Origin of the sequence: Pseudomonas sp. SLFW (assembly GCF_009905615.1) — a bacterium.
GTDB classification, from domain to species: Bacteria; Pseudomonadota; Gammaproteobacteria; order Pseudomonadales; family Pseudomonadaceae; genus Aquipseudomonas; species Aquipseudomonas bambusae.
In genome coordinates, this window is sequence record NZ_JAAAKW010000004.1 from 59,304 (window position 1) to 80,552 (window position 21,249).

General features: G+C 58.5%; 22 protein-coding genes and 1 tRNA gene. 9 read left to right on the plus strand and 14 right to left on the minus strand.

The window, feature by feature from the left end:
• The first annotated feature begins 402 nt into the window (after positions 1–402).
• The 6 genes from ftsK (at position 403) to cysG (ending at position 7,942) form a co-directional block, all read left to right on the plus strand.
• Positions 403–2,808: a DNA translocase FtsK gene (gene ftsK, locus GVN17_RS08590; RefSeq protein ID WP_166594822.1), complete on the plus strand. Its 2,406-nt coding sequence runs from the start codon at positions 403–405 to the stop codon at positions 2,806–2,808.
• 75 nt (positions 2,809–2,883) lie between these two features.
• Positions 2,884–3,507 (plus strand): outer membrane lipoprotein chaperone LolA, encoded by a 624-nt coding sequence (lolA, locus tag GVN17_RS08595; protein ID WP_166594823.1) that lies wholly within the window; start codon positions 2,884–2,886, stop codon positions 3,505–3,507.
• Positions 3,508–3,525: 18 nt separating this feature from the next.
• Positions 3,526–4,848: a replication-associated recombination protein A gene (locus GVN17_RS08600; RefSeq protein ID WP_166594824.1), complete on the plus strand. Its 1,323-nt coding sequence runs from the start codon at positions 3,526–3,528 to the stop codon at positions 4,846–4,848.
• Positions 4,848–5,222 (plus strand): fluoride efflux transporter CrcB, encoded by a 375-nt coding sequence (gene crcB, locus GVN17_RS08605; RefSeq protein ID WP_166594825.1) that lies wholly within the window; start codon positions 4,848–4,850, stop codon positions 5,220–5,222. Before GVN17_RS08600 ends, crcB begins: the two co-directional genes overlap by 1 nt.
• A gap of 44 nt (positions 5,223–5,266) precedes the next feature.
• Positions 5,267–6,547, plus strand: coding sequence for a serine--tRNA ligase (serS, locus tag GVN17_RS08610; protein WP_166594826.1), 1,281 nt, complete (start codon positions 5,267–5,269; stop codon positions 6,545–6,547).
• Positions 6,548–7,942, plus strand: coding sequence for a siroheme synthase CysG (cysG, locus tag GVN17_RS08615; protein ID WP_166594827.1), 1,395 nt, complete (start codon positions 6,548–6,550; stop codon positions 7,940–7,942).
• Positions 7,943–7,981: 39 nt separating this feature from the next.
• Here cysG and GVN17_RS08620 read toward each other — a convergent pair whose 3' ends face one another.
• From GVN17_RS08620 to GVN17_RS08655, 8 genes are all read right to left on the minus strand, one after another.
• A complete protein-coding gene (locus GVN17_RS08620) occupies positions 7,982–8,989 on the minus strand; it encodes a fatty acid desaturase (RefSeq protein WP_166594828.1) in 1,008 nt (335 codons plus the stop codon).
• Positions 8,990–9,217: 228 nt separating this feature from the next.
• Positions 9,218–10,219, minus strand: coding sequence for a glutathione S-transferase family protein (locus GVN17_RS08625; RefSeq protein WP_166594829.1), 1,002 nt, complete (start codon positions 10,217–10,219; stop codon positions 9,218–9,220).
• Between the two features lie 97 nt (positions 10,220–10,316).
• Positions 10,317–11,318, minus strand: coding sequence for a glycosyl transferase family protein (locus GVN17_RS08630; RefSeq protein WP_166594830.1), 1,002 nt, complete (start codon positions 11,316–11,318; stop codon positions 10,317–10,319).
• Positions 11,315–11,650, minus strand: a complete 336-nt coding sequence (locus GVN17_RS08635; RefSeq protein WP_166594831.1) for a TusE/DsrC/DsvC family sulfur relay protein — start codon at positions 11,648–11,650, stop codon at positions 11,315–11,317. The genes GVN17_RS08630 and GVN17_RS08635 overlap by 4 nt, the downstream gene beginning before the upstream one ends.
• Positions 11,647–11,946 (minus strand): sulfurtransferase complex subunit TusB, encoded by a 300-nt coding sequence (gene tusB, locus GVN17_RS08640; protein WP_166594832.1) that lies wholly within the window; start codon positions 11,944–11,946, stop codon positions 11,647–11,649. The genes GVN17_RS08635 and tusB overlap by 4 nt, the downstream gene beginning before the upstream one ends.
• Complete coding sequence (gene tusC / locus GVN17_RS08645) at positions 11,946–12,308, minus strand: sulfurtransferase complex subunit TusC (protein WP_166594833.1); 363 nt, start codon at positions 12,306–12,308, stop codon at positions 11,946–11,948. Before tusC ends, tusB begins: the two co-directional genes overlap by 1 nt.
• A 1-nt stretch (position 12,309) precedes the next feature.
• On the minus strand, positions 12,310–12,702 hold the full coding sequence (tusD, locus tag GVN17_RS08650) for a sulfurtransferase complex subunit TusD (protein WP_166594834.1): 393 nt from the start codon (positions 12,700–12,702) through the stop codon (positions 12,310–12,312).
• A 110-nt stretch (positions 12,703–12,812) separates the two neighbouring features.
• Positions 12,813–13,487, minus strand: a complete 675-nt coding sequence (locus GVN17_RS08655; protein ID WP_166594835.1) for a Bax inhibitor-1/YccA family protein — start codon at positions 13,485–13,487, stop codon at positions 12,813–12,815.
• A gap of 256 nt (positions 13,488–13,743) precedes the next feature.
• Here GVN17_RS08655 and GVN17_RS08660 point away from each other — a divergent pair.
• From GVN17_RS08660 to GVN17_RS08670, 3 genes are all read left to right on the plus strand, one after another.
• Positions 13,744–13,834, plus strand: a tRNA-Ser gene (locus GVN17_RS08660).
• A gap of 328 nt (positions 13,835–14,162) precedes the next feature.
• Entirely contained in the window at positions 14,163–14,672 is a 510-nt protein-coding gene (locus tag GVN17_RS08665; protein ID WP_166594836.1) for a ProQ/FinO family protein, read from the plus strand.
• Between the two features lie 159 nt (positions 14,673–14,831).
• Positions 14,832–15,362: a RimK/LysX family protein gene (locus tag GVN17_RS08670; protein WP_166594837.1), complete on the plus strand. Its 531-nt coding sequence runs from the start codon at positions 14,832–14,834 to the stop codon at positions 15,360–15,362.
• Between the two features lie 67 nt (positions 15,363–15,429).
• On the opposite strand, the gene GVN17_RS08675 is transcribed toward GVN17_RS08670, so the two are convergent.
• From GVN17_RS08675 to GVN17_RS08700, 6 genes are all read right to left on the minus strand, one after another.
• Positions 15,430–16,188, minus strand: coding sequence for an aspartyl/asparaginyl beta-hydroxylase domain-containing protein (locus tag GVN17_RS08675; RefSeq protein ID WP_166594838.1), 759 nt, complete (start codon positions 16,186–16,188; stop codon positions 15,430–15,432).
• Between the two features lie 30 nt (positions 16,189–16,218).
• Positions 16,219–17,184, minus strand: a complete 966-nt coding sequence (locus GVN17_RS08680) for a hypothetical protein (RefSeq protein WP_371928515.1) — start codon at positions 17,182–17,184, stop codon at positions 16,219–16,221.
• Between the two features lie 12 nt (positions 17,185–17,196).
• A complete protein-coding gene (locus GVN17_RS08685) occupies positions 17,197–18,231 on the minus strand; it encodes a diacylglycerol kinase family protein (RefSeq protein ID WP_166594839.1) in 1,035 nt (344 codons plus the stop codon).
• Positions 18,232–18,237: 6 nt separating this feature from the next.
• A complete protein-coding gene (gene lptG, locus GVN17_RS08690; RefSeq protein ID WP_166594840.1) occupies positions 18,238–19,317 on the minus strand; it encodes an LPS export ABC transporter permease LptG in 1,080 nt (359 codons plus the stop codon).
• Positions 19,314–20,390, minus strand: coding sequence for an LPS export ABC transporter permease LptF (gene lptF / locus GVN17_RS08695; RefSeq protein WP_166594841.1), 1,077 nt, complete (start codon positions 20,388–20,390; stop codon positions 19,314–19,316). Before lptF ends, lptG begins: the two co-directional genes overlap by 4 nt.
• 64 nt (positions 20,391–20,454) lie before the next feature.
• Positions 20,455–21,228: an NTP transferase domain-containing protein gene (locus GVN17_RS08700; protein WP_371928522.1), complete on the minus strand. Its 774-nt coding sequence runs from the start codon at positions 21,226–21,228 to the stop codon at positions 20,455–20,457.
• Positions 21,229–21,249: the final 21 nt, after the last annotated feature.

Genomic DNA, 21,249 nt, shown 5'->3' on the forward strand with positions numbered 1-21,249 from the left:
CTACACGCCAGGAATGCGGTCACAGGGCCTTGACCGGCACCGCATTGTGACGGGCGGTGCAGATTTTCACCCTTCATGTGGATCATGGCCATTCGACAGTTCCGTAGCGCGAGAAAAACACGTCATAACCCTTTGTCAGCAAAGAAAATGCATGCTCAAATCGCCCGTTGGCATCGACGCTTGAAGATCGGCAAGGTCCGCGCCAGACTATCGTGGCGTGCAGCGTGCAAATCCGTACAATGCCCGATGTTGTTTAACCTCATTTCAAGTCACCTGTCGAGCGTGCGTTCAACGACGACCGCGTTTCAGATACGACAGGAATCGGTCAGTGCTATTTCGTCAATTCAGTCGTTTATAGTCAACCACCAGATGTTCGCGCTAGCGCGCAGGAATTGAAGCGTTTTGAAGAAATCCACCGCAGCACCCAGTCCCGTTCCGCTCTGGCGGCAGCATTTGCACTACCGACTCAAGGAAGGTGCGCTGATCGCATTCGGCTTCTTGTGCCTGTACCTGATGATGGCCTTGTTGACCTACGATCAGGCCGATCCGGGCTGGAGCCATACCAGTAGTTCCGTCCAGGTGCAGAATGCCGCAGGCCGTGCGGGCGCGTTCTCCGCCGATATTCTGTTCATGGTGTTGGGCTATTTCGCCTACATCTTCCCGATTTTGCTCGGCGTCAAGGCGTACCAGGTGTTCCGGCAGCGGCACGACCCATGGCAATGGAGTGGCTGGCTGTTTTCCTGGCGCATGATTGGCCTGGTGTTCCTGATACTGGCCGGCGCCGCGTTGGCGCATATCCATTTCCACTCCGCATCGGGCCTGCCGGGTTCCGCGGGTGGTGTGCTGGGCGAGGTGCTGGGCGATCTGGCAAAGCGAGCGCTCAACGTGCAGGGCAGCACCTTGCTGTTCATCGCGCTGTTCCTGTTCGGTCTGACCGTGTTCACCGACTTGTCGTGGTTCAAGGTGATGGACACCACCGGCAAGATCACGCTGGACCTGTTCGAGCTGTTTCAGGGCGCGATCAACCGTTGGTGGTCCGAGCGCACCGAGCGCAAGCAAATGGTCGCTCAACTGCGGGAAGTCGACATGCGTGTCGACGAAGTGGTGGCGCCCGTGGTGCCGGATCGTCGTGAACAGGCCAAGGCCAAGGAGCGCCTGATCGAGCGCGAACAGGCCCTGAGCGAGCACATGGTGGCTCGCGAGAAACACATCCCTGCGGTCATCGCCCCGGCGCCGGCCAAGCCGCCGGAGCCGAGCAAGCGTGTATTGAAAGAGAAACAGGCGCCGTTGTTCGTCGACAGCGCCGTGGAAGGCACCCTGCCGCCTATCTCGATTCTCGACCCGGCAGAAAAGAAGCAGCTCAACTATTCGCCTGAGTCACTGGCCGCCGTTGGGCACCTGCTGGAAATCAAGCTCAAGGAATTCGGCGTCGAAGTCACCGTGGATTCGATCCATCCCGGTCCGGTCATTACCCGCTATGAGATCCAACCGGCAGCGGGGGTCAAGGTCAGCCGCATCTCCAACCTCGCGAAAGACCTGGCGCGTTCTCTGGCCGTGACCAGCGTCCGCGTGGTCGAGGTGATTCCGGGCAAAACCACCGTCGGTATCGAGATCCCTAACGAAGACCGGCAGATCGTGCGCTTCTCCGAGGTGTTGTCGACCCCCGAATACGACAATTTCAAATCGCCGGTCACACTGGCGCTGGGGCATGACATCGGCGGCAAGCCGATCATCACCGACCTCGCCAAGATGCCGCACTTGCTGGTGGCCGGTACGACCGGTTCCGGTAAGTCGGTGGGTGTGAACGCGATGATTCTGTCGATCCTGTTCAAGTCCGGCCCGGAAGACGCCAAGCTGATCATGATCGACCCGAAAATGCTTGAGCTGTCCATCTATGAAGGCATCCCGCACCTGCTGTGCCCGGTGGTGACCGACATGAAGGACGCCGCCAATGCCCTGCGCTGGTCGGTGGCCGAGATGGAGCGTCGCTACAAGCTGATGGCCAAGATGGGCGTCCGTAACCTGTCGGGCTTCAACCACAAGATCAAGGAAGCGGAAGACGCCGGGACGCCGATTTCAGACCCGTTGTATCACCGCGAAAGCATTCACGACGAAGCGCCGCTGCTGACCAAGCTGCCGACGATTGTCGTGGTGGTCGACGAATTCGCCGACATGATGATGATCGTCGGCAAGAAGGTCGAAGAACTGATCGCCCGTATCGCGCAGAAGGCCCGTGCCGCAGGCATCCACCTGATCCTCGCGACCCAGCGTCCGTCGGTTGACGTGATCACCGGTCTGATCAAAGCGAACATTCCGACCCGTATGGCGTTCCAGGTGTCGAGCAAGATCGATTCCCGGACCATCATTGATCAGGGCGGCGCCGAACAGCTGCTCGGCCACGGTGACATGCTGTACATGCCGCCGGGCACCAGCCTGCCGATCCGGGTGCACGGTGCCTTCGTGTCCGATGACGAGGTTCACCGCGTCGTCGAAGCCTGGAAGCTCCGTGGCACGCCGCAATACAACGACGACATCCTCAATGGCGTCGAAGAGGCCGGAAGCGGGTTCGAGGGCAGCAGCGGCGGAGGCGACGGTGACGACGCCGAAACCGATGCGCTGTACGACGAGGCGGTCAACTTCGTGCTGGAAAGCCGCCGTGCGTCGATCTCCGCCGTGCAGCGCAAGCTCAAGATTGGTTACAACCGCGCCGCGCGGATGATCGAAGCCATGGAAATGGCCGGTGTCGTGACCGCCATGAACACCAATGGCTCGCGGGAAGTGATTGCACCCAGCCCCGCGCGTGATTGACACTTCGCCCATGACATGTGATCGGATGGCGCCTCATGGCGCCGTCCGTGTTAATTGACCCCAAAGAGGACTCCCATGCGTCTTATCCGCATGTTGTTGGTATCTGCACTGGCTTTTTCCGCTCTCCCGGCCCACGCCGACAGCAAGGACGTGGCGCGTCTGACCCAGCTGCTGGAAAGCTCGAAAACCCTGAGCGGCCGCTTTTCCCAGCTGACGCTGGACGGCGGTGGCACGCAGTTGCAGGAAACCGCAGGCGACATGGTGTTGCAGCGCCCAGGCCTGTTTTACTGGCACACTGACGCGCCTCAGGAACAACTGATGGTCTCTGACGGCAAGAAAGTCTCGCTGTGGGACCCGGACCTCGAACAGGTCACCATCAAGACCCTCGACCAGCGCCTGACCCAGACCCCCGCCTTGCTGCTGTCCGGTGACGTGTCGAAGATCAGCGAAAGCTTCGACATCAGCGCCAAGGAAGCGGGCGGTGTGATCGACTTCGTGCTGAAGCCGAAATCCAAGGACACCCTGTTCGACAACCTGCGCCTGTCGTTCCGTAACGGCATGATCAACGACATGCAGTTGATCGACAGCGTCGGCCAGCGCACCAATATCCTGTTCACCGGCGTCAAGGCCAACGAGCCTGTCGCGGCGAGCAAATTCCAGTTCCAGATCCCGAAAGGCGCGGACGTCATCCAGGAATAAGAGGTTCGAAAGTCCAGCATGGACCTGTTCAGCAGTGAGCCGATTGCCCAGCCCCTGGCCGCCCGTTTGCGGGCGACCAACCTGGACGAGTACGTCGGCCAACAGCACTTGCTCGCCCACGGCAAGCCCTTGCGTGAAGCGCTGGAGCAGGGCGCGCTGCACTCGATGATTTTCTGGGGGCCGCCGGGCGTGGGGAAAACCACCCTGGCGCGGCTTCTGGCGAAGGTTTCCGACGCGCACTTCGAAACCGTGTCGGCGGTGCTGGCAGGGGTCAAGGAGATCCGTCAGGCCGTCGAAGTCGCCAAGCAACAAGCAGGTCAGTATGGCCGTCGCACCATTCTGTTTGTCGACGAAGTGCACCGCTTCAACAAGTCGCAACAGGATGCGTTTCTGCCCTATGTCGAAGACGGCACGTTGATTTTCATTGGCGCGACCACTGAAAATCCGTCCTTCGAATTGAACAACGCCTTGCTTTCACGCGCCCGCGTCTATGTGCTGAAAAGCCTCGACGAAACCGCCCTGCGCCAATTGGTGGACCGTGCCCTGACCGAAGAGCGCGGGCTGGGCAATCGGCATCTGACCTTGGGCGACGAAGCGTTCAAGACCCTTCTGGCCGCCGCCGATGGTGACGGCCGTCGCATGCTCAACCTGCTGGAAAACGCCTCGGACCTGGCGGAAGACAACAGCGAGATCGAGCCCGAGTTGCTGCAAAGCCTGCTGGGCGACAGCCGTCGACGTTTCGACAAAGGCGGCGAGGCGTTCTACGACCAGATTTCCGCGCTGCACAAATCGATTCGCGGCTCCAATCCTGACGCGGCACTGTACTGGTTCGCCCGGATGATCGACGGGGGCTGTGATCCGCTGTACCTCGCCCGGCGCGTGGTGCGCATGGCCAGCGAGGACATCGGCAACGCCGACCCGCGCGCGCTGCCACTGTGCATGTCCGCCTGGGATGTGCAGGAACGGCTGGGCAGCCCGGAAGGCGAGCTGGCGGTGGCGCAGGCCATTGTTTACCTGGCCTGCGCACCGAAAAGTAACGCCGTGTACATGGGCTTCAAGATGGCGATGCGCGAGGCGACCGAGCACGGTTCGCTGGAAGTGCCGTTGCATTTGCGCAATGCCCCGACCAAATTGATGAAGCAGCTGGGTTATGGCGAAGAATATCGCTACGCCCATGACGAACCGGATGCCTACGCCGCAGGTGAAGACTACTTCCCTGACGAGCTGGAACCGCGTCAGTATTACCAGCCGGTCCCGCGCGGGCTGGAGCTGAAAATCGGCGAAAAACTCAAACACTTGGCCGCACTCGACCGCGCCAGCCCCCGTCAGCGGAGAAAATAGTGATTCAGACGATTCTTGCGGTGTCGATTGCGGGCATCGCTGGTACATTATTGCGTTTTGCGGCAGGCACTTGGGTGTCGGCGAACTGGCCGAAGCATTTCTACACGGCGACGCTGGCGGTCAATCTGGTGGGTTGCCTGATCATCGGCGTGCTGTACGGCTGGTTCCTGTTGCGCCCGGAAGTGCCGATTGAAATCCGTGCCGGTCTGATCGTCGGTTTTGTCGGCGGCCTGACGACCTTTTCGTCTTTTTCTCTGGATACCCTGCGTTTGCTCGAAAGCGGGCAGGCTCCACTGGCCATCGGCTATGCGGTGATCAGTGTGTTTGGCGGGCTGCTGGCGACCTGGGCAGGTCTGTCGCTGACCCGAATGTAATAGACCCGAATTCAACGAACCCGATTCAATCACGAGGCAACGATATGCTCGACTCCAAACTGTTACGTACCCAACTTCAGGACGTAGCGGATCGCCTGGCTTCCCGTGGCTTCACACTGGACGTGGCCCGCATCGAAGCGCTGGAAAACCAGCGCAAGACAGTGCAGACCCGCACTGAGCAGCTTCAGGCCGAGCGTAATGCCCGTTCCAAATCCATTGGCCAGGCCAAGCAGCGTGGCGAAGACATCGCGCCGCTGATGGCCGACATCGACCGCATGGCTGAAGAGCTGAGCACTGGCAAGAAAGAGCTGGACGCCATTCAGTCCGAGCTCGACGTCATTCTGCTGAACATGCCGAATCTGCCTCACGAATCCGTGCCGGTGGGTGCCGATGAAGAGGAAAACGTTGAAGTGCGCAAATGGGGTACGCCTGCCTCGTTCGACTTCGCCGTTCAGGACCACGTTGCGTTGGGCGAAAAGTTCGGCTGGCTGGATTTCGAAACCGCCGCCAAGCTGTCCGGCGCCCGTTTTGCCGTGCTGCGTGGCCCGATTGCGCGCCTGCACCGTGCCCTCGCGCAGTTCATGATCACGCTGCACATCAACGAACACGGCTATGAAGAGGCCTACACGCCTTATCTGGTTCAAGCCCCGGCGTTGCAAGGCACCGGTCAATTGCCGAAGTTCGAAGAAGACCTGTTCAAGATCGCGCGCGAAGGTGAAGCCGATCTGTACCTGATCCCAACGGCGGAAGTGTCGCTGACCAACCTCGTCGCCGGTGAAATTCTCGATGCCAAACAGCTGCCGCTGAAGTTCGTCGCCCACACCCCGTGCTTCCGTTCCGAAGCCGGTGCGTCGGGTCGCGACACCCGCGGCATGATCCGTCAGCACCAGTTCGACAAGGTCGAGATGGTGCAGATCGTCGAGCCTGACAAATCCATGGAGGCGCTCGAAGGCCTGACCGGCAACGCCGAACGCGTGCTGCAATTGCTGGAGCTCCCGTATCGCGTGCTGGCCCTGTGCACCGGCGACATGGGTTTCAGTGCTGTGAAAACCTACGACCTGGAAGTGTGGATTCCAAGCCAGGACAAATACCGCGAAATCTCGTCGTGCTCCAACTGCGGCGACTTCCAGGCGCGCCGCATGCAGGCCCGCTGGCGCAACCCGGAAACCGGCAAACCGGAACTGGTGCACACCCTGAATGGCTCCGGCCTGGCCGTGGGTCGTACCCTGGTGGCGGTGCTGGAGAACTATCAGCAGGCGGACGGTTCGATTCGCGTGCCGGAAGTGCTCAAGCCGTGGATGGGTGGCATCGAGGTCATCGGCTAAATGGAATTCCTGCCGCTGTTCCACAACCTTCGGGGTGCCCGCGTGCTAGTGGTGGGCGGCGGCGAGATTGCCTTGCGCAAGTCTCGCTTGCTGGCTGACGCCGGTGCGGTCCTGCGGGTGGTTGCACCCCAGATCGGAACAGAGCTGCGCGAGCTGATCGACAGCAGCGGTGGCGAGCAGATTCTCCGTGGTTACGACGAGGCGGATGTGAACGGCTGCGTGCTGATCATCGCCGCCACCGACGACGAACCGCTCAATGCCCATGTCTCTGCCGATGCTCGTCAGCGCGGCGTACCGGTCAACGTGGTGGATGCGCCTGCCCTGTGCAGCGTGATTTTTCCGGCCATCGTCGACCGTTCGCCGTTGGTGATTGCTGTGTCCAGTGGCGGCGATGCGCCGGTGCTGGCGCGCTTGATCCGGGCCAAGCTGGAAAGCTGGATTCCGCCGACCTATGGCCATCTGGCCGGTCTCGCAGCGCGTTTCCGTCACCAGGTGAAGAACCTGTTTCCGAATGTCCAGCAACGCCGGGCATTCTGGGAAGACGTGTTTCAAGGGCCTATCGCGGACAGGCAACTGGCCGGGCAGGGCGCCGAAGCCGAACGTCTGTTACAGGCGAAGATCGACGGCGATGCGCCAAGCGCGTCAGGCGAGGTGTATCTGGTCGGTGCGGGCCCGGGCGATCCGGACCTGCTGACCTTCAAGGCCTTGCGCCTGATGCAGCAAGCCGATGTCGTGCTCTACGACCGTCTGGTGGCCCCGGCGATTCTCGAACTGTGCCGTCGCGACGCGGACCGCATTTATGTCGGCAAGCAGCGCGCCGATCATGCCTTGCCGCAGGACCAGATCAACCAGCAACTGGTGGCGCTGGCCAAACAGGGCAAGCGCGTCGTGCGGCTCAAAGGGGGCGATCCGTTCATCTTTGGCCGTGGCGGCGAAGAAATCGAAGAGTTGGCGGCGAACGGCATTCCGTTTCAAGTGGTGCCGGGTATCACGGCGGCCAGTGGTTGCGCGGCGTATGCCGGGATTCCGCTGACCCACCGCGATTACGCGCAATCCGTGCGTTTCGTGACGGGGCACTTGAAGAACAACACCACCGACCTGCCGTGGAAAGACCTGGTCTCACCTGCGCAGACGCTGGTGTTCTATATGGGCCTGATTGGCTTGCCGATCATTTGCAGCGAGCTGGTCAAGCATGGGCGTTCGGCCGACACCCCGGCCGCGCTGATCCAGCAAGGCACCACCACCAACCAGCGCGTGTTCACCGGCACGCTGGCCAACCTGCCGCAACTGGTGGCGGAGCATGAAGTGCATGCGCCGACGCTGGTGATCGTGGGCGAAGTGGTGACGTTGCGGGACAAACTGGCGTGGTTCGAAGGCGCCCAAAACGGCGTTTGAGTGAGACAAGCCTGAGGTGGGGATGCCCGTTTCAGGCTTTTACGCTGTTTGCACCGAACGCCTTGGTTCCAGCGACGTTGCTGTGGACACTTCTTGCGAGGGCGGCGGCACGAGCGGGTGCACGGGATGGTCGATCGGTACACTCAAATACCGAGTCGCCAGTTCTCGATAGTTGCCAACAACGTACCCGTTGCTACGATCGATCCAGTCCTGGCGTCGGGCAGAGTAGAGTGTCGGCAGGAAATACCAAGGCAACTTAGGCAGGTCGTGATGAATCAAGTGGAAGTTCAGGTTCAGGAATAGCCAGCTGAAAAGACCTCTGGATTCATTGAGCACAGATCGATGCTCCGGGCGTTCAGCGGGCCGATGTTCATAAAAAGAGCGGAGCATTCCGATGGCCAGCGCGGGTACCGAAACATAGACAATGTATTCCCATGCGGATAGAGCGCTGTACTGTTCAACCGTCCAGAGGATGATTGCGACACCTGCACTATGGGCGATCCACATGTGCAAATGGGCACCTCCCGAAACAATGGCTTTCGGGATGTCTGCAAAGATCAAGGCGCCTAGCGCCATCGGAACGCCGATGACCAGACGGCCTGCCACCGTTTTGTTCATCTGTAACATCAGGCGTTTGAAACCTGATGACCTTTCCCATTCCTCCACTGAAATGTATCGGCTCTCAGGATCGACACCGGGCAGCGTCAGCGTTTCGTCTGCGTGATGGGCGAGATGACTGCTGCGGTACAGGTCATAGGGGTACCAGATCGCGAATGGCAGATACCCCAGCGCTTTATTGATGAAAGGCCAGCGCGTGGGGTGGCCGTGAATGCATTCATGCTGAATCGACATCCAGAGAACGGCCAGTGGCAACAGCACTCCGGCGGACGCCAGTTTTCCCCAAGCCTGACCAAAAAAGACGAGGCCGATCCACGCGCTGTAGAAGGCAATGATCAGCAGCCAGGTTGGCCACTCTGTGCGCCCTGTAAATGTATTCAGAACATTTGAAATTTCAGCGCGATGTTGATCGTCCAGATAGTTCGACATTCCGTGCCCTGCAATAAGGCGCGCGCTCTATCTGGCAATGAATGACCCTGTCCGGTGAGAAGGGTATAAACACGTCTCGACTTGAATGACTGACAACGATCATTTCGCATTCAGGTCACGAGTTAGAGGCAACGCGGCAGTTTGAATGAGTCCAAACTACCACGCTGTTTGATTCCTCAAAATACTAAGTTTTCCCATGCTTATTCAGAATGGAAATAAGCATTTTCGTCAGGCGGCGCCCGTGATGATGCCATTTCCGCTCAATCGGGTGCGGTCATGGTCGAGTTTGAAGTCCTGCGCAGGCCCCTTGGGCACTACGCCAGTCGGATTGATGGTGGCATGGCTGGCATAGTAGTGATGCTTGATGTGCACGAAGTCGACCGTCTCGGCAATGCCCGGCCATTGGTGCAGCTCGCGCAACCAGTTGCTCAGGTTCGGATAGTCAGCAATACGACGCAGGTTGCATTTGAAGTGCCCGTGGTAAACCGCGTCGAACCGAATCAGCGTGGTAAACAGGCGCACGTCGGCTTCGGTCAGGTATTCGCCAGCCAGGTAACGTTTCTCGCCCAGCAGGTTTTCCAGCACGTCCAGCTCAGCGAATACCTCGTCGAAGGCTTGTTCGTAAGCCTTCTGCGTGGTGGCGAATCCGGCGCGATACACGCCGTTGTTGACGGCGGGATAAATCGCGTCATTCAGCCGGTTGATCTCCGGACGAAGCGACTCGGGGTACAGATCCAGACGGTTGCCGGTCAGATCATCGAACGCCGAATTGAACATGCGGATGATTTCCGAGGACTCATTGCTGACGATGCGCTGCAGCTTCTTGTCCCACAGCACGGGCACCGTCACGCGACCGGTGTAATTCGGGTTGTCAGCGAGGTAACGCTGATAGAAGAAGGTGTGACCGTCCAGCGCATCGCCCGTGGAGCCTGTCTGCTTGTCGAAGGTCCATCCGTTTTCGCGCATTAGCCAGCTGACCACCGAAACGTCGATCAGACTTTCGAGGCCTTTGAGTTTGCGCACGATCAGCGTTCGATGGGCCCATGGGCAGGCCAGCGATACGTAGAGGTGATAACGGCCTGCTTCGGCCTTGAAGCCGCCTTCGCCAGACGGTCCTGGACGGCCGTCTGCGGTCACCCAATTGCGGCGCTGCGCCTGCTCGCGCTGAAACGCGCCGTCTTTGCTTTCATACCACTGGTCTTGCCAGCGCCCTTCAACGAGAAGGCCCATGTCTGACTCCAATCACTGAGTACGTTCGTACGTTGGAGGTCAGTCTAGAGACAATCGTTCGAACAAATAGCGCAAAGAGTCGGGGTGTAATGATCGGTTAAATCGATCTGTTACGGTTTTCCCAAAAACGCTCAGCCTGCTCGAAGGCCTCTGCGCGGGGTATTCCGAGGCCGCGCAAGGCGAGGGCTATGGTCGAGATCAGGGCCAGTTGCGGGTAGCTGTCCTGGACCTCACCTTTCCAGATGCCGACGAGCTGCTGCGGGTCGAGCGTTGCCGGCTTGACGTGGCGGCGTTCGGACATCGCAGGCCATTCCTCATCCCATGGCTGGCCGTCGGTAGTGCCGTACAAATGACTGATCGTGTCCGGGTTGATTTCCACTTCGCCGCCGTCGCCCTTGATGACGATGGCGTGATCGCCCAACAGGCTGCTGGCGTCGCGGTGCACTGACTGATAGCCGGGATGGAAGATGCTCTGGAGTCCGCAGCGGGCGCTCAACGGGTTCAAAATGCGCGCAAGTGAGTGGATCGGCGAGCGCAGGCCCAGGGTGTTGCGCAGGTCGATCATGCGCTGCAACTGCGGTGCCCAGTCTCCCAATGGCATGAACGCGATGTTGTGCCGCTCCAGTGCCTGCTCCACCGAAGCCCAGTCGCGACACAACGGAATGCCCAGCAGCTCCAGCAATTGCTCACTGTACAGCCGACCCGCCGTGTGCGCGCCGCCGCCGTGCATCAACACGCGCACGCCATTCTGCGCGAGGCATTTGGCTGCCAACAGGTACCACGGCAAATGCCGTTTCTTGCCCGCGTAGGTTGGCCAGTCGATATCGACGGTCAGCGGCGGGGCGGTCAGGCGTTCACGTACCGCTTCGGTAAAGCCCGCCAGCTCTTCAGGGCTTTCCTCTTTATGGCGCAGCAGCATCAGGAACGCGCCCAGTTGTGTGTCCTCGACCTTTTCATCAAGGATCATGCCCATGGCCTCGCGCGCTTCTTCGCGGGTCATGTTGCGGGCACCGCGCTTACCTTTTCCGAGGATGCGCACGAACGGCGCAAAGGGGTGTTCGGCGGGCGTTTCAGTCAGGAGTGGGGCGACATCGTTCATAGGCAATTGGTCGGCTTTGGCAGGCCCGCCAGCTTGGCGGCAAGTTTGGCGGGAGTGCCGTTGAACAGGCGATTCAGGTGCAGGCTGTTGCCTTTTTCAGCTCCGAGCTTTTGCGCGGTGTATTTCACCAGCGGGCGAGTGGCGGGAGACAACTGGTATTCGGCGTAAAACGCGCGGAGCAGGTCAAGGATTTCCCAATGTTCGGGCTTCAGGACGATGTCTTCCTCCAGCGCCAGGGCCTCGGCGACTTCGCGGGACCAGTCGTGCAGGTCTTCGAGGTAGCCGTCCTTGTCCAGCGGCAGGGTGCGACCGTTGACGATGAGCTGCTTCATAGCCAGGTGTTGACCTTGTCGAACAGCACCGAGAGTTCGACGAACCCAGGATAATCGACGCTTTTCACCCAGTCGGGCAGCGTCAGGTTTCGTGCCTGGGCGTCTTCATCGAGCACGAACACGCGCAGGCTGTCTGCTTTGTCGTCCAGCGACTGGCGCGCAGCGGTTGAAGGCGTCAGGGCATACGTCGCGTCGCCGCACAGCAGGATCGCGTCTTCGTGACCGAGCACGCGCAAACAACTGCTCAGGCGGGAGTCGGCGTACGGGGAATGAGATAACACATGCAAGGTCGACATCAGATCGTGATCACTTGGTCATAACGGTCAATGAGTGCGGCGATTTCATGGTCACGCAGCACCTGTAGTGTCTCGACGCTGAGTGCGCTCGGCGACATGCCGCGTTCGGCCAGGCTGGTATTGCAGGCGTACAGGTCTTCGACGCCGAACATTTCCAGGGCCTGAAGGTTGGCCGTCAGGTCTTTCTGTTGCAATTGGCTGGCGCGTTGAGCGGGCAACAATTGCAGCACGCCATCGTCCAGAAACAACATGCCCAACGGCAAATCGAACGCCCCGCCCGCCAATCCGATGTCCAGGGCTTCGCGGGCGCTGGGGCCGGACCATGGCGATTGGCGGCTGATGATCAGCAACGACTTCGGCATTTCAAGGCCCTCCGAAGCAGATCAAACGGTCAGCGGTTTGCACGGCGTCGTGCAGCTGTCCGAGACCGGACAGATCCCACGGAGCAGAAAGATTGGCAGCGGGGCGCGAATAACGCTCGGCTTCTTCTTCATTCAGTACGCCCCGACGAAGGGCGGCGGCGATGCACACCACGCCGTCCAGTTGGTGGGCGTTCACGAAGTCGCGCCATTGCGCGGGGATATCCTGTTCATCCTGAGGCGTGACCACATTGGCCGACGCGCTGTGCACCCCATCCTGATAAAAGAACAACCGCACGATTTCATGCCCGCCTTCCAGCACGGCCTGCGCGTACCTCAAGGCCCGGCGCGAAGAGGGGGCGTGAGCGGGTGAATAGAGAGCGATGGCGAACTTCATGGGCGGCTCGGTCAGCGGGGTGGCAGGGTGAATGGGGCCAATGATAAAGAATTCAAAGGGCGGAGACAGCAAAAAGCCCGCCGAAGCGGGCTTTTTATTGAGGCTGTGGATCAGTCTTTGCTGCTGCCCATGATGCCGAAGATCTGCAACAGGCTGATGAACAGGTTATAGATCGACACATACAGGCTGATGGTCGCCATGATGTAGTTGCGCTCACCACCGTGGATGATGGCGCTGGTCTGGAACAGGATGCACACCGACGAGAACAGCACGAAGCCTGCGCTGATTGCCAGTTGCAGACCGCTGATCTGGAAGAACATGCTCGCCAGCACCGCTGCCAGCAGGACGAAGAAACCGGCAGTGATGAAACCGCCCAGGAAGCTCATGTCCTTGCGGGTGATCAGCACGTACGCCGACAGACCGCCGAACACCAGGGCCGTCATCGCGAAGGCGGAAGAGACGATTTCAGCGCCGCCTTGCATGCCGAGGTAACGGTTGAGGATCGGGCCGAGAATGAAGCCCATGAAACCGGTCAGTGCGAACGCCGACACCAGACCCCACGCCGAATCGCGCAGTTTGTTGGTGAGGAAGAACAGCCCGTAGAAACCGATCAGCACGACGAACACGTTCGGATAACGAACGTTCATCTGCTGAGCGACGAATGCCATGATCCCGCTGAAGGCGAGGGTAAGGGCCAGAAGGCCGTAAGTGTTGCGCAGGACGCGGCTAACCTCTAGCTGCTCGACCTGCACGCGGTTGTTGACTGCGTAATCCTGTTCGCGCATGGCGCTACTCCTGGTGGTTGAAAGGGGGATCTGAAATCTCAAGTTGCAAAGATCATAACAGAGCCGCAGTGACACGCGAGCCAGAGAGTTTGACAGCTTGTTTCATTACGGTATTATGGCGCCCGCAACGCAATGGGAGGTGTGGCCGAGTGGTTTAAGGCAGCAGTCTTGAAGACTGCCGACTGTAACAGGTCCCTGAGTTCCTATTTTAGGATCTCGCCAGCTGCACACTACACCTTCATTGATCGGATGCCTCGGGAAATTGGCAGAGTGGTTGAATGCACCGGTCTTGAAAACCGGCGAACGTTAATAGCGTTCCCAGGGTTCGAATCCCTGGTTTCCCGCCAAACGCAGTAAAATCAAGGGCTCAGAGAAATCTGGGCCCTTTTTTTGTGTTTTGCATTTCATGCTGAAAGGCACGCGATTGCTTTGGTAGCCAAGCACAGCCTCATGCGCCGCTCACATCGGGTTCGTTTGATTGTTTTCTCGGACACGGCCGCGAGAAAACCATTTCGGAGGCACATCTGACGGGGTTGGGACGATTAGCCTGGATTCCGTCACATTCTTCGCCTTGGCAGGGTGGTGAAAAAGAGACGAGTATTCTTTCTGCTGCTCCCCAGCGTTGTATGGAATATCCTTGCACTCCGCAGTCGCTTAAGAGTAGTGAATAGAACGATGGGTTTTGAACAACTGGCTGGGCTACGTGACCAACTGCGGGCTGAAAAAAAGCCGCAACAGGTGGATGGCACTCAACACATCAAGCGTAATTCCTCAACGCGGGCGAAGCCTCGTAACCATGATCCCGCTGTGGAAGCCATCTGGCCATTGCAGAAGCATTTTCCACTGGCGTTCCCCGTCAATCCGGCTCCTAAAGTTCCGCTCAAAGAGGGCATTCTTCACGATGCAGAGCAGCACTTGGAGCTACTCGGGTTGACCCACGAACAATTAAAGCTAGGTGTCTCAACCTGGTGCCGGGGAACCCGGTATTGGGCAAGCATGGTGGAGAATGCGCCGCGCCTGGACTTGAGTGGTCAACCAGTTGGCGTAGTAACTGCCACACAGGCTCTGCATGCCAGGCAGCAGGCGTCGCGGCAACGCGGTCAAGATCGTCGACACCGTGCGAAGCTGAAAGAGGGTGGCCAGGCTCCCGCTGCCGTTGTTGCGGTGGAGCAGGATACAAACTGAATCCCCGGCAATTTGGTAGGGTGTTTTCTGGGGCTGAAATGGGTGGGAATTCCAGGGATTTATGGAGAGTCATTGCGGCTTTTTTAATTTGAAATCCGCCCTAAACCATGGCCTTATGACGCAGGTGAGTTTGCCTGTGCGTGCTTCGGGATATCCCTCATGAAAATCTTCAAAAAAGTGATAGCTGGTGTCGCTTTTTCGCTTTTGCTGCCTTCCATTTCATACTCAGCGTCTCCCAACCAAGCCTTTGGCTGGGAGGAGCAGGGCGTACTGTTGCCTGATCGAACCCCGGTCAAAGTAGAACTCGATACGGGCTCCGAAAACTCGTCTCTGGGAGCTGTCAATATTGTCCCTTTCGACAAGGGTGACGAGAAGTGGGTGCGGTTTGTTTTACAAATACCGACCGGTCTCACCGGGTCTTTATCCGACGTCACTTTCGAGCAAAAGATCGTTCGCAATGCGAAAGCCAAGGGGGTGATTGGCAGCAGTCATCGCCAGGTGGTGAAGATGAGTTTGTGCCTGGGTACGCAGGTCTATCAGGAGGAGTTCAGTCTCAAGCCTCCGGGTAAAAAAGGGTACAACGTGAGCTTGGGCAGAAGTGCCTTGCAGCACATAGGTGCTGTGGATGCCTCGCGGTCGAACACGGTCAAACCGGATTGCAGCAGTTCTGCCGCTAAGCCATCAGCCTGAGTTTTCTATTGCCGTCCCTCTGTTTCAGCTCAAAGCAAGCAGAGGGGCGAAGGCGCCGACCTCCGTCTCAGTGGAGGCCTTTCTCCCACGCCTTATGGTTTTTCCGTGCATCCTGAATGAAGGGAGACCACTGGATCAGCTTCAGCACGCATTTGTTGAGCACAGTGCCAAAGCGGTCGAGCGGGCGGTGGATGTCGAGGAAAAGCACGACGCGGATGCCGTCGGTGTCATTCCAGACCTGATGGCGGTAGGTGTCGTCAAACACCATCACCTTGCCGGGCTGCCAATGCCTGATTTCATCTCCTACCTGGATACGACAATTCTCCCTGGGCTCAGGGATGATCAATCCCAGATGTGCGCGGAGCAGCCCGTTGTAGGGCCCCCGGTGCGGAGGTATGTGCTTGCCAGGGCTCAGGATGGAAAAGAAAGCCGTAAACATGCCTGGGATTGATTCAACAATCTCTGCAGTTTTGGGGCACTTGACGCAGTTGCCATCCATTTTGTAACCGTAGCCATGCAGGAAGAAGGTCTTCCATCGGTCATCTTGTGTCAGGTTGCGCTGGTCTTTGGAAATGTCTTGGAAGTTTGGGATGCCGTCGTGATTTTTGAGTACGGCATTCAACTCGTCGACGATCACAGGCCAGTTGGACTCCAGCGTCTTTGCCCACTCGAACTGTGACGGATCGAAAAACGGTGTGTTTCCGACCGAGGAGTGCCGGCGAATGAACCGCTCAAGTTTTTTGATGATCCACAACCCTACTGCGACGCTTGGCCGATGCTTGCGTTTGGCTTTTTTGTGTGGAAGCTGCGTGGGCTCTGTTTGCATATCTGATCCTGCCGACGATTTTTAGAAGACTTAGCGAAGCTGGCGGTTTCTCAGTAACCGCCACAGCAGCGGCCAACAAAAGATGAGTGGATAACGACGCAGGCGCGGGCTGATCGGCACAGGTTCCCCAAGGTGGCGTTCAAGCTTCCAGATGACGTAATCCAGACCATTCTCGAATGTGTAGAACGATTTGATCAGGCGCAGCACATTGAGTAGGCGACCGGCGCCTCGTCTGCGTTGCCACCGGACGGCGTGGGGAACCGCTCCTGCATCTGCGGGGGACACTGAGTATCGGTCATCCTGCCCAGGCAGAAGGGAAAGCCTTGGTACGGATTGCACCGCCGCGAGGGTGATACGCCTGTAGTAGCCGACATCATGCCCTACGATTTCTGCCGGGCGACTGGCGCGCTCCGGGCGCAATTCCGTGCGATAGGTCAACGTGAGGGCGTGTTCCCACAATGTGGCGCTATCCAGCACTTGCGGTTTATCAGGCAGTGCTTCGGACGTCATTCTTTTCACTGCGTTGGCCAAGGCCGTATGCACACGGGTGCTAACGGCTTGATCGCGAGAAAAAACCAGTCGAGAGGGCTGCGAAAAGCGTCCCCACAGATAACCGTGGAACCACGATGCGGTTCCCTTCTCGAAGTCCGCCAGTGTAATCAGCGCGCATTTTGCCCTTAGCAGCGAACCGTCCGGCGCCAGCACATTGATCGAAAAAACGGTAGGGGGAAGCCAGGCGTCCACCAGCTCCTTGATCTTGCTTGTCCTTACGTTGGCGTAGCTGTCTACAAGGACATAAAGGTCGACCAGGCCATCTGAAAAATTGCTGCTGCGAAGGCAGGATCCATACAGAAGAACGGCACTGACGGCGTTGCCAAATCGCGATACCAATTCATCAGTCAGTGCATTCAATGGGGCTGCGACCGGGCGCGCGCATTCCTCGGACATAACGCCGATCAGGACGCTGATTGTTGAAGTAGGGGAGGCCTGTTCCACGTTCAGCTTCTCTTAAAACATCACAAAACGGACAGGGAGGGTCGCAGACAACTCAAGCTGGCCTTGCGTGGAGAATATCTCGCCGTCCAGCAGGTACTCGGTTAACCCGTCGATGGTGGTAGCGTTGAGGTTGTGGCTCACATAAGCCTGATTCTGCGTGATGACCGGACTCGTTTTGCCTCGCAGCACATGAAAGAGGGAGCGCACGAGCTCAGGAGCACGGTGACCAATTGCCGTGAAATGGATCGGCGCCTTCTCAGTGCCCCAGTAGGGAGTGCTTCTGAGCAGCAGGGTGTCGAGTGTGGTGGCGAGAATGACCATCCACTTGGCGTTCAAGGTGTGTTGCGCAAGGTGCAGCCTGGCCGTGGCCGCAGACTCAAACGGCAGGCTTCGCTTCCAGAGCAGTGACACCAACATTCTGCCGAACGCCAGTGACGGGCCCAAGGCTCCGCGGATACCTTTGCTACGGACACGGCTGTGAAAATACCTGACGCCTTCAACCACCGCCCCGGCTCCAAAGAACAGACCGCATTGAGTCTGTAGTGAGTCTGGGTCGAATACTTTGAGCACATTGCGCAATCTCGATGCGGGAGCCGAGCGTGTGCCACTTCGCCAACGATGGAGCGCCAAGAGCACTTGCAGTGGGCGTCGCCGCACGCCCAGATCGATTGCACTCATGTTGGTGGTGCCTGCCGGGACAATGAGTACGTCAGGCATACTCATGGGCTGCAGATGCATCAGGGCCGTCAATGCCGCCTGCAGGCTCCCATCCCCACCGATCACGACTAAGAGATCCTGTGGTTCGAGTGCGAAGGATTGAATGGCCGCACTGATTTGCGTCGGCGTTGACGCCTCCACAACATGGGCGTCGGTGAGCTGAGCGACGTGGTGTCTGAATTTAACAAGATGCCGACGTACGTAGCCCCCTTTGGGATTGAGCACCACGCCTATTCGTTGTGCTGAAGGGGCGTTGTCATGATTTAGGGTTACGAAAGCCTGTGGAGGATTCGAGGCGGTGTCTTGTTGGGTGATAGGAGCAATAGTCATGTCATGTCACGCTGCACGGTCAAATCGGTAGACCAGCCACAAGGCGAGGGCCAGGAGCACAATCGAGGGCGCCAACGTAGTGACGATCACGTTCCCGTTCAGGAGCAGACCGAGGTTGGCCACAATCTGATTCGCCACATAGATCAGCAGACCCACAACGGCTCCGATGGCCAATCGACCGCCCAATCCCGGTGAGCGTTGCTGGACAAAGGTGAATGGAACGGCAAAGAGAATCATGGCCAATGTGAGGATCGGCCTTCCCAGTTTTTGCCACATTGCCATCTGGTACTCGCCCGAGGGTTGGTCGGATCCATTGAGAAAGGCGATGTAGTGACTCAGTTGCTGAATCGAGAAGCTGTCCGTCGGTAGCGACAGTTCTTTCAAGCGGCGATCTGAAAACACAGAGTTCCATAGCATCTGATCTTCTTCGCGCGTCACCTCATTGTCTTGCTCCCACTCTTTGATCCGTGGATGGTGGAGCAGCCACGAACCGTCCGGGCGGACTTCCGCGCTGTCCGCGAAAATGTAAGAGGCCAGGCGCATGTCAGAGGTGAGGCGCAAGATTTCAACGTTGAGTGGCGTGTTGTGGCGTGACATCGCACCTATTCGTGCAACCTCGTTGCCTCGGCGCGCCCAGATGCTGCCGGTAGGCTTCGCCGCTTCGCCGGAAATGGCCAGCGCGGTATTGCGCAGCTGAACGCTATGCTGCTGGAGTGGAGACGCCAGCCATTCGTCCATGGCGCCGAGTGCGACGACCACGATCAGACCGGCCGCCATGGTCGTAACAGCGATGCGCATGATCGATACGCCGGCCGCACGCATGGCCGTCAGTTCCTGAGTCAACGCAAGCTGACCAAGCCCGGTGATGCCTCCCAGCAAGGCGATGAAAGGCCCGAGATCGACTGCCCGGCGGGGCAATGTCATCAGGACGACTTCAACCGCTTGCGTCCAGCGATAGCCCCCGGAAGTCACGTCATCGAGCTCAGCGATAAGATCGAACGTCGTGAACAATGGCAGCAACAACAAGGCAGCGGCCGCGAAACCGATCAGCACGTTGCGAATCAGATAGAAGCTGAGTTTTATCATTTGCGACGACGACGCAAAAGTGCGAGGTCTCTGGTCAGGAAACCTAGCAACGCGATACTCATGGCCAGCGGAACGAGCCACACGCCAGGCAAGAGGGGGATGGCTGCGTTACCCACCAGTGTCCTGCAGATGTTGCCGGCGTAGAAGATCACGGCAAAAACAATCGCGATGGGCAGGAGCGTGGAAAAGCGTCCTTTGCGGGGCGCCGTTCGGCTCAGCGGCACTGCAAGCAGGGCCAGGAGCATTGCACTGATGCCGCGGGTTTCACGCCATTGAAGCTCGGCCTTGTCTTGAGGCTGCGCCGAAATGCTCAACATCGCAGTCGAGGTTGATTTGCGCTTGTTGTCGGGTTCAAGTTCCAAAGGTTTCAGCTGCAGTTGCAGCTTGTTGTCGAAAGTATTTACCACGTCCTTGGAATCCTGATGATCCAGGGTGTACGAGCTCCCTTTGGTGAGTTCAACCAAGGGGGCAGCAGGGTTGGCGTCGATGACTTTTGCCGTATGAGACCGAAAGATGCGGGATTTACCGTCGCCCGGGTCATAGATCAATGCGTCAGTGAGCTCACCTGAATCCTTGTCTATGGATTCCGCGAGGATCATCCGGCCGTTGTCAGGATTGAGGTTGAAACGCTGAGGCAGGAGGTGACTGACGTCCAGGTCGGTTTTGGACTGCTGCTCCAACTGGTAGCTCTGTGTATACGCCCAGGGACGTCCATAGACAGACAACACTGTCACAGCGATGGCGAGAGGTAGCGAGATCAGGGCGATCGCTTTGTAGAGGCGTACAGGACTGCTGCCTGAGGCCAGGATGGCGGTGATTTCGGAGTCGTGATAAAGCCTGCCCAACGCCATTGCTACAGACGTGTAGAGGGCAACGGGTACCAGCATTTCCAGCGCGATGATGACTTTGTACATCACCATGTCCGCCACGGACTGCACAGCCAGCGTGCCATTTGTGGCCTGGGTCAGGTAGCGTTCTGCCGAATAACTTGCGAATACGAAGGTCAAGATACCGACCATCACCGTTACCGGGCGACGAATCTCGGCAATGATGTACCGTTCGATCAGAAACATCGTGAAGCTCCCGCGGATTTGCAGCCAATAGCTCGCCTGGCCCAATGAGGAGGCTGGGTGGTATTCACATTGATGCCCGCAGCCGGAGCGTTTTTTCGACCAGTAGAAAGTCTTCTACGGTGTCGATGTCCACGGCAGCGTCGGCAAACGGCATGATCACGGCGCCCACGCGAACACCCAAGGTGTGGGAGATTCGTTGCATGGCCTGATCAAGGCTTAGGGTTCCCAAGAGATATCGCACAGTCGACGCTATGCCGAGTGCACCCATGACGACCTTTTTAGGGTTTTTACGGCGCTGCTCGATGTCTTTCCAAAAGTCGGCGACCTTGGCGCTTTCCTCGGTCATGAACGCAAACAGGTTGCTGCCGCAGTACGGGCCGCCTTTGAGCTTGATAGCCGTCCGCCTGTTCTCGGGGAATTTGGCCATGACCGTGGCAAGTGGTGTTAAGGCCACGGTCACGTCGCATCCGCTCATCTGAGAACGTTCGAGAAAATAATCGACGATGTCAGATTGCAGTAACGCGTGATCGGCAGTCGTCACCAGCACTGGCCGCGAGCGGATATGGGTCAAGCCGCGATACGCGCTCAGGCTCGGTGATGCCGCCGGTTCGAGCATTGCCAACTCGCCACGATCAATCATCTCGCGCAGCGTTGGATCACTGTCGAGCATCCGATTGCCTGGGCCGACCAATGTGATATCGGACACGTGCTTGGAGTCCCGCAATGCGCCGACTACCCGATGAAGCATTGGCAGACCAAGGACAGGCGTCAACGCTTTACAGCCTGCGTCCCCAAGGGCGGCAACGGGGTCTCCTGGGCGTCTGTCACCTGCCAGAATGAGGGCCGAATAGCGCGCCGA